The organism is Enterococcus sp. AZ071, from assembly GCF_050499065.1.
Taxonomy (GTDB): Bacteria; Bacillota; Bacilli; order Lactobacillales; family Enterococcaceae; genus Enterococcus_A; species Enterococcus_A ferrettii.
The window spans coordinates 407982-418466 of the sequence record NZ_JBIPAS010000002.1 but is presented as its reverse complement, the minus strand read 5'-3'; the positions used below and the strand labels follow the sequence as shown (position 1 = coordinate 418466).

Sequence of the window (10485 nt, the reverse complement as noted above, 5' to 3'; positions counted from 1 at the left end):
GATTTTTTCGGCCGATTTTTTATTTGCTCAGCGAAAAGGGGAAGTCGCTTGTTTTGTATTCTTTAGGATGAGGTACAATGCCTAGCTGATAGTCAATTTGTCCACCAGTCATCAAATCATCGTGGGTAAAAAACAGTTGCTGGTGAGGGCGATCATTTCGTTTCGTTTGATGGATAAATTGCTGTTGCCGCTGATTTGGAGAGGCTGTAATGGTTAATTTTTCCTCCGTTGACAAAATCAGGACAGCTTTCTTGACCAGCGGCATGCCAATCACATATTCACCAGTACCAGGACTAACCGGGTAAAAGCCCAGCGAGTTGAAGATGTACCAGCCGGCCATGCTGCCGTTATCCTCATCGCCAGGATAACCGTCAGTATCGGAACTAAAACACTCGGTTAACAGATTTTTGATCAGGGGCTGAGCCATTTCTGGTTTGCCGACATAGCTGAATAAATAAGGATAGTGGAAGCTTGGTTGATTAGAAATCGCCAGCTGGCCAAATTCGACTGCAGCCATTTCGCTCATCTCATGAATTTCAAAACCATAACCGGCTACATCAAAATCCGGTGACTGATTACAAAGCGCAATCAATTTTTCAGTGAAGGCCGTTTGTCCTCCCATATACTGAATTAAGCCTTGGAAATCCTGATATACAGCAAAACTGCTTTGCCAAGCGCTGCCCTCTGCATAATCTCTACCCCAACGAATTGGTGAAAAGTCCTTACGAAAATGCCCTTCTGCATCTTTCGCCCGCATTAATCCGACAGCTGGATCGGAAATCTGCCGATAATTCAGCGACTGCTGAGCATAAGTTTGAGCCATTTCCTTGTCGCCTAATGTTTTTGCTACTTGGCTGATACAAAAATCACTGTAAGCATAATCCAGCGTGTGATTAACCGATTCATGATAACTGCTGGGAACATACCCGTATTTTAAATAATCCAGGGTCCCTTGGCGACCGTAATTGGCGCGTTCACTTTGAACGGTAGCCCCCTTTTTCATAGCTTGTAAAAAGCGGGGCATTAAATCCGGCCTAATATTTTTCACTGCAGCATCGGCAATTACTGCATCAATTAAGGTACCGGGCATTAAACCACGTTCATCTGGTGACAACCATTTTGGTAAAAAGCCAGTCTCTTCGTAGCTGTTTAAAAAACCTTCCAGCATTTCCCCATATTTCTCCTGAGCAATCAAAGAAAATAAAGGATAAACCGTCTTGTAAGTATCCCAAAAACCATTGTTAGTATACAACACACCAGACTGAACTTTGCGATTAAAGGTATCATAGTGAATCTTATGACCTGTTGCATCAATCTCATAGAAGGTTTGTGGGAACAAAAAGATTCGATATAAGTTGTGATAAAAGGTTTTTGTTTGCTGCGAATCCGTGTGTTCAACCTGAATGCGATTGAAATAAGAAGTCCATTCTTGTTGACTGGTCTGCAAAAATTCAGCTAGGGATTTTTCTTTTTCTCGTTCCAGATTTAATGCAGCTTGCTCTTGGCTAATAAAAGAGGTACCTAAGTGAATCGTTTGCTGTTTAACAGAGCCGAAATTTAATTTAATAAAAGTGTCATTGTCTTTGATAGTTTTAACAAAAGATAAAACGGGTTCAGCAAACTGAAAGGTTAAGTAAAAGGTAAAGTCTTCATCCTCACATCCGCTGAAATTAACAATACTTAACTGCAGTTCAGAATCATTTATCTGTTGAACATCTTTCATACCAGGTAATGTCAATAGAAGTCCATTTTGTTCTTGACTGAAAGTTAATTCTAAAATAGCACCATACATGCTAGGAACCAAGATGGAATCAATACCGTAGCGCAATTGATTAATTTTTAACTGATAAGGAGCAAAAACTGCTTCCTCTGGACGGTAAGAGCTTTGGGCATGGAATAAAGAAATATCGGCCAGCTCTCCGCTGAATGGGGTCATTAGCATGCGGCTGAAATCTCCCATCCAAGGACTTGGCTGATGGGTTAAGCGATAACCTTGGAAAGTTCGATCATTGGGATGGAACCACCAGCTGCCATTTTGGTCGGTCGTTTGCGGTGCAAAATAGTTCATGCCAAAGGGAACGCCAGTATATGGCAGGCAGTTGCCGTTGGAAAAACTGTGCTGGTTGGCGGTTCCATGACGGGTATCAATCGTTTTAATCATTGGTTGCATACTCCTTCGTTGAGTCTCGGGTAATTAAGGTTATGTCTACTTTGCAGCTGTCCGGCTGCTGCCCGGTTTTAATCCACGCTATTAAGGACTGACCAGCTAGGGCTCCGATTTCTTTAAAATTTTGAGAAATAGTTGTTAATGCCGGATCCACCAATGAAGCGGCTTGAATATCATCAAAGCCGATTACTGAAATCTGCTGCGGTAACTGGTAGCCGCCCTGTTTTAACACTCTCATCGCTTCAATCGCAACTAAATCGTTTTCGCAAACTAAAGCAGTGATCCCATTTTTTTCTACATACTCAAGTACGTTAGCTGGATTGGCCAGCTTTTCTTCTAAAGTAGTGTGAAAAGTCAATTGCTGCTCTTTTAGGCTGCGGATATACCCTAAATAACGCTGCCGAGTCGATTGTGGTGGATGGAGATGACCAAAAATATAAGCAATTTGAGTATGGCCCTGTTCAATTAAGTAGTCACAGGCGGCCTTGCCTCCAGCTAAGTTATCCGAAAGTACTGTTGGCAGATCCAAGTCGTGCAGCTGTTTGTCCAACACGACAATTGGAAATTGCTGGAAAGAAAGATCAAATAGCAAATCCAGATGCTGGCTTTCATCATCGGCATAATAAATCATGCCATCAAATTCCAGGGCAATATCACGGGCTTGATGACTGGTTAGAAAGTCAAAATTCGTCATCATCACTTCAAATTGTTCCTCTTGAACCACTGGCAGCAGTCCTTCTGAAAAGTTTCCTAGCGACAGGTCATTGGAAAAGGGCAGCAAAAACAAAATCCGTTTGGTTGAATTTTTTTGTGGAGACGGTTCTTTGACAAAGCTGCCTTTTCCCCGTGTTCGTTCAATCAGCCCTAATTGCTCCAACTCAGTCAAGGCCCGTTTAGACGTGATCCGGCTGACACCGTAAGTATCGGATAGTTCTTTTTCGGTAGGAACCTGACTGCCGAGAGGCAAGGTTCCATTGCTGATTTGTTCTTTAAGATCGTTGAGAATCGTTTTATATAAAGGTTCCATGGTCTCCTCCTATTTGATATATCATATCACTATATTAACATACTTTTGATTTCTGTAAATAGTTAAATAAATGTTGGTGAAAGCGTAGACAATGATCGGTTATTAGGATATAATCAATTGCGTAAATGATATATCAAATTACAAAAAGGAGACAGAATATGACCTACAAAGATATACCAAAATCCATCGTTAGCTTTATGGAACAAATTACTGAGAAATGTGGAAGTGAACATACTAATTGGGCAGAAAATTTTAATGCGGCCTTTGCTAACACTCTTCTGACAACAGTAAAACGTCAGGAGGATGGCACGACGTTTCTATTAACGGGAGATATTCCAGCGATGTGGCTGCGGGATTCAACGGCGCAGGTTCGACCTTATTTAGTAGTAGCTAAAGAAGATTCTGATTTGGCAGATATGATTGCTGGGTTGGTGAAGAAACAATTTTTTTATATAACTATTGATCCTTATGCCAATGCTTTTAACGAAACCGCGAATGGGGCGGGCCATCAAACTGACCACACAGAAATGAACGACTGGATTTGGGAAAGAAAATATGAGATTGATTCTCTTTGTTATCCCGTTCAGCTAGCTTACTTGTTATATAAAAACACAGGTAGACAGGATCAGTTTAATGCTGATTTTGTTAGAGGCATTGACAAGCTTTTGACAGTTTTTGAAACAGAACAAGATCATAATCAATCGCTGTATTCCTTTGAACGAGAGACTACTCGTCAAGAAGATACACTAGTTAACCAAGGTCGAGGAGCGGAGGTTGTTCCTACTGGTATGACTTGGTCTGGATTTAGACCAAGTGATGATGCGTGCCAATATGGCTATCTGGTTCCTTCGAATATGTTTGCAGTAGTTATACTGGGGTACTTGGAAGAATTGTTCACTGAAGTATTGAAGGATGAAGAGGTTGTTGCCCGAGCCCACAAGTTGAAAACTGAGATTCAAAGTGGCATTGAGGAATACGGCCGAACAATTAACCAAGCTGGAGAAACGATTTTTGCCTACGAAGTGGATGGTAAAGGCCATGCCACAATCATGGATGACAGCAATGTACCAAATTTAATTTCGGCTCCTTACTTAGGCTATGGTTCAATAGACGAGTCAACTTACCTTGCTACCCGTAAGACCTTATTGAGTAAGGAAAATCCTTATTTTTATGAAGGAAAGTTTGCTAAGGGGATCGGGTCCTCCCATACGCCGGAAAATTATGTTTGGCCAATTGCTTTGGCAATGGAAGGCATGACGACCAATGATAAAGGTGAAAAGGAAAGAATTTTGAATCAGCTGGTTGCAACTGACGGCGGCACTCATTTGATGCACGAAGGATTTGATGTAAATAATCCAAATCAGTATACGCGCGAATGGTTTTCGTGGGCTAATATGATGTTTTGTGAGCTGGTGATGGATTACTTTGATATACGAGTAGAAAAATAGATGAGGAGCATTTCAATGAAGAAAAAAGTATATATCATCTCGCATAGTCACTGGGATCGTGAATGGTACATGGCTTACGAGCAGCATCACATGCGTCTAGTTCAGCTGATGGACGATTTGTTGGATTTAATTGAACACGATCCAGAATTCCACAGCTTTCATTTAGATGGACAAACAATTATACTGGACGATTATTTGCAGGTACGTCCGGAAAGAAAAGCAGCAGTTCAGCGAGCAATTGCCTCTGGCAAGCTACAAATTGGCCCCTTTTACATTTTACAGGATGATTTTTTAATCAGCTCTGAATCAAATGCGCGGAATATGCTGATTGGTATGGAGGAAAGTAAAAAGTGGGGAACACCGGTGATGCTGGGTTATTTTCCCGACACTTTTGGTAACATGGGACAAACACCGCAAATGATGAAGCAAGCCAATTTAGCTGCGGCTGCATTTGGTCGCGGGGTGAAACCGATTGGCTTTGATAACGAAGTTTTGGAGGACCGCTATACTTCACAATATTCTGAAATGAACTGGCAGGGACCAGATGGAACCGAGATTTTTGGGTTGCTGTTTGCTAACTGGTACAGCAACGGGAATGAGATTCCGGCAGAAGAGACAGCGGCGAAAGCTTTTTGGGACCAAAAATTGGCAGATGCAGAAAAATATGCTTCAACGGATCATTTACTGATGATGAACGGTGTTGATCACCAGCCGGTACAAAAAGATATATCAAAAGCAATCACATTAGCCAATAAATTGTATCCAAACTATGAATTCGTTCACTCTAGTTTTGCTGAATATTTAGAGGCTGTTCAAGCAGATTTACCAGAAGAAATTGGGCAGGTAACTGGAGAATTGACCAGTCAGGAGACCGACGGCTGGTTTACTTTAGCCAATACGTCATCTGCCCGAGTTTATTTAAAGCAGTGGAATACCAAAGTCAGCCGTCAGCTGGAAAATATCACGGAACCGTTGGCTTCGATGGCTTTTGAAGTTACTGGAGAGTACCCTCATGATCAGTTGGATTATGCTTGGAAAACCTTGATGCAAAACCATCCTCACGATAGCATTTGCGGATGCTCCGTGGACGAAGTACATCGAGAAATGCTGCCGCGTTTTGAGAAAGCCAATGAGGTGGGGAAATATTTGGCAGAGGAAGCAGCTGAACAATTGGTTTCAACGATTGATACTAGCGAGTTTCCTGACGGCAGTTCCCCTTTTGTCGTGTTTAATACCGCCAGTGCAGCAAAAAGCGGTACTGCTCAGGTTGATCTTGAGTTGAAGCGAATTACGTTTCAAGAGCAGTATCCTTCTGATGGCTATGAAACTTTAGCGCAAGAGACAAGGAAGCAATACCATGTTATTAATCAAACGGGTCAGACGATACCGGCTGTAATTAGTGAAGAGCGGATTCGCTTTGATTACGATTTGCCGAAGGACCGTTTTCGCATTCCGTACATGGAAAAATATGTGACTGTAACTATTGACGTAAAGGATTTACCGCCTTTCTCTTGGGAAAGCTTTAGCTTGGTTGAGGGGGCTGTAGATGCGATGGAAGGCAGCTTAATTAAAGAAGAAGGCCGTGTTTTAGAAAATGGACAGGTCAAAGTAACGATTGCTGGGGATGGCTCAATCAGCTTAACAGACAAAGAATTAGGTCGGACCGTGAATAACCTGCTGGTTTTTGAAGATGTTGGCGATATTGCTAATGAGTATATTTTCAAACAGCCGGAAAATGATCAAGCGATTTTATCGACATCCTTTGATCATCGGGTAGAAGTTTTAGAAGATACGCCGTTGACTGGGAAAATTCGTTTAGTCCATGAGTTGAAGATTCCACAAGCAGCAGAGGATTTACTCGCTTTGGAACAGCAAATGGTGGTTGATTTTAGAGAGCGAAAAGCACAGCGTTCAGATAAACGGATTCCATTCATTTTGACAACAGAGATAACGCTGGATAATCATAATCGGCGGGTGAATTTTGAAACGAGGGTCAATAATCAGGCAAAAGACCATCGTCTGCGGGTATTGTTCTCTACGATGATCACAGCAGACACTCACGAAACTGACAGTATTTATGAGACGGTTGTCCGCCCAACTAAGCCATCTAAGCATTGGGAAAACCCAGCTAATCCGCAGCATCAGCATGCTTTTGTTAATCTGCATAATCAACAATATGGGCTGACGGTTTCTAACTTTGGTTTGAATGAGTATGAAATTATTGATGATACAATTGCCTTGACACTTTTACGAAGTGTCGGTGAAATGGGTGACTGGGGCTATTTCCCAACTCCTGAAGCGCAATGTTTAGGAGAGCATACCTTCAGCTTTGGGGTTGAATTGCATGGCGAACCGGCTAGTCGTTACCAAACCTATAAGCAGGCTCATAGTGCACAAGTTCCATTAACTACCCGACAAACTAATGTTCATAGTGGACTATTGAAGGCTAGGCACAATTATTTATTGCTTGAAGAAGATCGCTTTGAAGTAACGGCTCTTAAACGGCGCAAGGAAGACGAGGCCTTGATTCTTCGCGGGTATAATTTGAGTGATCAAGCGACAAACTTATTCGTAGAAAAAGCTGGTCAAGCCCCTGCCTATCAATTGAATCTATTGGAGGAGCGCTGTGGAGAATTTGAAGCAACCCTTCAGCCTTATGAAATCAAAACGCTGGAAATGAAGGAGTAAAAAGTATGTACTTTGGCGGTATCGAAGCTGGTGGAACAAAATTTGTTTGTGCCGTCAGCGATCAACAACAGAATATCATTAGAAAAGTTAGTATACCTACTACAACACCGGAAGAAACCTTAACGAAGGTTTACGCATTTTTTGATCCTTACGAATTAGCAGCGATGGGAATTGGTTCTTTCGGGCCAATTGGGACAGACCCTGCAAAAGACAATTATGGCTATATTTTAGCTACGCCTAAGCCTGGTTGGGCTGATTTTGATTTTCTTGGCAGCATTAAAAAGCATTACTCAATTCCAGTGGCTTGGACGACGGATGTCAATGCGGCAGCTTATGGTGAACTGAAGAAGGGGGCTGCTCAAGGGGAAAAAAGCTGCATCTATTTGACTGTGGGAACCGGAATTGGCGGCGGTGTGGTCGTCGATCAGCAAATCTTTTCGGGAATAGGTCATCCTGAAATGGGCCATATGCATGTTAAGCGTCATCCCGATGATAATTTCGCGGGAAGCTGTCCGTATCACAAGGATTGTCTGGAAGGCTTGGCAGCCGGACCTTCGCTAGAGGCTCGCACTGGAATCAAGGGACAGGACTTGCCGGAGGATCATCAGATTTGGGATTTGCAGGCTTATTACATTGGACAAGCATTAATGAGCTATGTATTGACTTTAGCACCGGAAAAAATTGTATTAGGTGGTGGAGTAATGAATCAAGAGCATATGCTGATGAAAATACAACAATCCTTTGTCGATCAAATGGCTGGATACATGGAAACACCAGCTGCCAGCGAGTATATTGTTCGCTGGGGATTGCCTAACGAAAGCGGAATTCTTGGCAGTCTTTTATTGGCGGAAGAAGCATCAAAATAAGAATTGGAAGCTGAGGAAAGAGCAATGCGCTTTTAGGTCAGCTTCTTTAGATAGAAGGAAACGGTTATGGAAAAAATAAAATGCACGCTGCTTGCTGAAACAAAAGTCACACAAGAAGTCCAACATCGAGTGACGAAGCTATTTGTGGAGCTAGGGTATTATTTTGTGAATGACCAGGAAAATACTTTTTGTTTGCAAATAGATTCAGAGCTGGGGATGAAGGCTAAACTTGAATCTACTCGTATTCTAGGAGGGAATCCAGCGATTCTGTTTCGAGGAGCGGTTCGAGTTATTTTGAGTCAATTAATGGAAAATAATTGGCCAGAAATACTTCAGCCTCAACTGGAAGAACGGATTGTAATGCTGGATATTGGTCGAAAATATTATCCGTTAGTCGAACTAAAACGTCTGGTTCGTAGTATGGCGTTGTTCCAGTTCACGCATTTACAGCTGCATTTTTCAGAAAATGAGGGTTTTGGTATTGAATCGCTGCGGTATCCAGAGATTGTTTCAGCAGAGCATTTAACTCAAGCTGAGATCAAGGAATTGATTGCTTATGCCAAACAATACTATTTGGAACTCATTCCAGATTTAGACTCGCCAGGACATTTGCAGCAGGTTTTGCGCCATTATCCACAGTGGCAGCTGCCCATGAAGGATAACGAACGTGACACGAAAGCAGTAGATATTTTAAATTCGGAGGCCACAGCGTTCATTCAGGCTATTTATCAGGAATTTGCAGAATTATTTTACGAAAGCCGCTATTTCCATATCGGTGCCGATGAGTTTGTCGATTTCGATCTGCTTGAAAACTATCCTGAATTGAAAAAGGCTGCCTCGAAACATTTTGGAAAATCCGCTAGCGGAATTGAGACCTTTATTTCCTATATAAATGATCTAGCTGCTTATGTAAAAGGACTTGGTTTTACAGTACGTGTCTGGAATGATGGTTTTTATAGAAGTAATCGTCAGGAACAGGTTCACTTAACTCAGGACTGTGAAATTTCTTATTGGACCTGCTGGAATCAACACATGGCACCGATCGAAAAGTATTTCGAAAAAAATTATAGCGTCATCAATCATAATGACAATTTCTTTTATTATGTTTTGGGTGAAGCGGCGGGTTACAGTTATCCTACCTACGAAAAAATTAATGCGGAATTTCAATTAACCACATTTGCTAATGGTCAACGAGTTATCAACCTGACCCAAACTAAAGGCATTGCCATTTCAGTCTGGGCAGATGTTCCTGAAGCTAAGCAATCTCGCGAAGTGATTAATGACATTTTCTGGCTGCAGGCTGCACTGAGTGAAAAAGTTTATGGTGATAAACAGAAAAAGACCGACTATCAAAAGCTGTACGATAGCTGGTCAGCATAAAGGGGGGCTTCATGAGCTTTTTTCGTGAAGCTTTTTAACTGTTTATTTGATAAATGCGGCTTTGCTCGCCCCAAGGATGGAAGCCGTCGCCAATATAGTCAAACCCCATTTTTTCATAAAGTCCGATATGATCGGTACACAGATAAAGCTTCTGATAGCCTAATTTTCGCGTGTCCTGCTTGATTTGTTCGATAAGCCACCGACTCAATTGCTTCCCGCGATGCGCTTCATCAATAAAAAGTGCACAAAGCCAAGGTGTTAAATCCATCCGACTGATAAAATCATTCGGTATTAATCCGGCACAGCCAATTATTCTCTCTCCATCTATTAAGGCATACCACATTGGCAATGCTAGTTCTGGACTAACAGCATGAGCCAAACAATTAAGGTAAACGGGGTTGCTTTCCTTAGTACCCCATTTAGCCTGTAAATAGTTTGTCAACTCATTTTTTATTTCTGGTGATTCTCGTAAGTTTAGAAGCTTCATTTTTTCACCTGCTTTTTCTTTGATATATTTATTGTAGAAGAGGCGTGATGCAATGAATAGTGATACGATGGTTCGATTTTATTTTGTATAGTGAAAAATAGTTTTTTGGCAGAATGCGTATATTAAACAGGGGAGATACTAATCAAAATTATAAAGTATATAAAAATATATACTTTTGTGATAAGATAATTATGAAATTGGAGGATACATCATGCCAATGACTGGTAAAGACCTATTGCGTTTAGCAAGAAAAAATGGTTGGCAAATGATTAGACAAAAGGGTTCCCATGTTAGATTAAAGCATTTTGAAACTGGAGAAAAGGTAACAATTGCTATTCATGCAAATAAGGATTTATCTAAAGGAACTGAGCAAGCACTGCTAAAACTATTAAATCTAAACTAAAGTTTTACAAGGAGGTTTA

Annotated in this window: 8 protein-coding genes; 5 read left to right on the top strand and 3 right to left on the bottom strand. The window is 41.5% G+C overall.

From position 1 onward, the window contains the following. Positions 1-19 precede the first annotated feature (19 nt). Together IGI49_RS20535 and IGI49_RS20530 are read right to left on the bottom strand one after the other, a co-directional pair. A complete protein-coding gene (locus IGI49_RS20535) occupies positions 20-2161 on the bottom strand; it encodes a GH92 family glycosyl hydrolase (protein ID WP_429965721.1) in 2142 nt (713 codons plus the stop codon). Beyond that, positions 2154-3194: a GntR family transcriptional regulator gene (locus tag IGI49_RS20530; RefSeq protein ID WP_429965722.1), complete on the bottom strand. Its 1041-nt coding sequence runs from the start codon at positions 3192-3194 to the stop codon at positions 2154-2156. Before IGI49_RS20530 ends, IGI49_RS20535 begins: the two co-directional genes overlap by 8 nt. 158 nt (positions 3195-3352) lie before the next feature. Between IGI49_RS20530 and IGI49_RS20525 the strand changes: the two genes are divergently transcribed. The 4 genes from IGI49_RS20525 (at position 3353) to IGI49_RS20510 (ending at position 9576) form a co-directional block, all read left to right on the top strand. Next, positions 3353-4642 carry a glycoside hydrolase family 125 protein gene (locus tag IGI49_RS20525; protein WP_429965723.1) on the top strand — a complete coding sequence of 430 codons (1290 nt, stop codon included), beginning with the start codon at positions 3353-3355 and terminating at the stop codon, positions 4640-4642. A 15-nt stretch (positions 4643-4657) separates the two neighbouring features. Continuing rightward, a complete protein-coding gene (locus tag IGI49_RS20520; RefSeq protein WP_429965724.1) occupies positions 4658-7330 on the top strand; it encodes an alpha-mannosidase in 2673 nt (890 codons plus the stop codon). 5 nt (positions 7331-7335) lie between these two features. Beyond that, positions 7336-8196 (top strand): ROK family protein, encoded by an 861-nt coding sequence (locus tag IGI49_RS20515; RefSeq protein ID WP_429965725.1) that lies wholly within the window; start codon positions 7336-7338, stop codon positions 8194-8196. A gap of 66 nt (positions 8197-8262) precedes the next feature. Next, positions 8263-9576 (top strand): family 20 glycosylhydrolase, encoded by a 1314-nt coding sequence (locus IGI49_RS20510; protein ID WP_429965726.1) that lies wholly within the window; start codon positions 8263-8265, stop codon positions 9574-9576. A 34-nt stretch (positions 9577-9610) separates the two neighbouring features. Here the strand turns inward: IGI49_RS20510 and IGI49_RS20505 are convergent, their stop codons facing one another. Continuing rightward, a complete protein-coding gene (locus IGI49_RS20505; protein ID WP_429965727.1) occupies positions 9611-10063 on the bottom strand; it encodes a GNAT family N-acetyltransferase in 453 nt (150 codons plus the stop codon). A 211-nt stretch (positions 10064-10274) separates the two neighbouring features. On the opposite strand from IGI49_RS20505, the gene IGI49_RS20500 reads away from it, so the two are divergent. Beyond that, complete coding sequence (locus IGI49_RS20500; protein ID WP_429965728.1) at positions 10275-10466, top strand: type II toxin-antitoxin system HicA family toxin; 192 nt, start codon at positions 10275-10277, stop codon at positions 10464-10466. Positions 10467-10485: the final 19 nt, after the last annotated feature.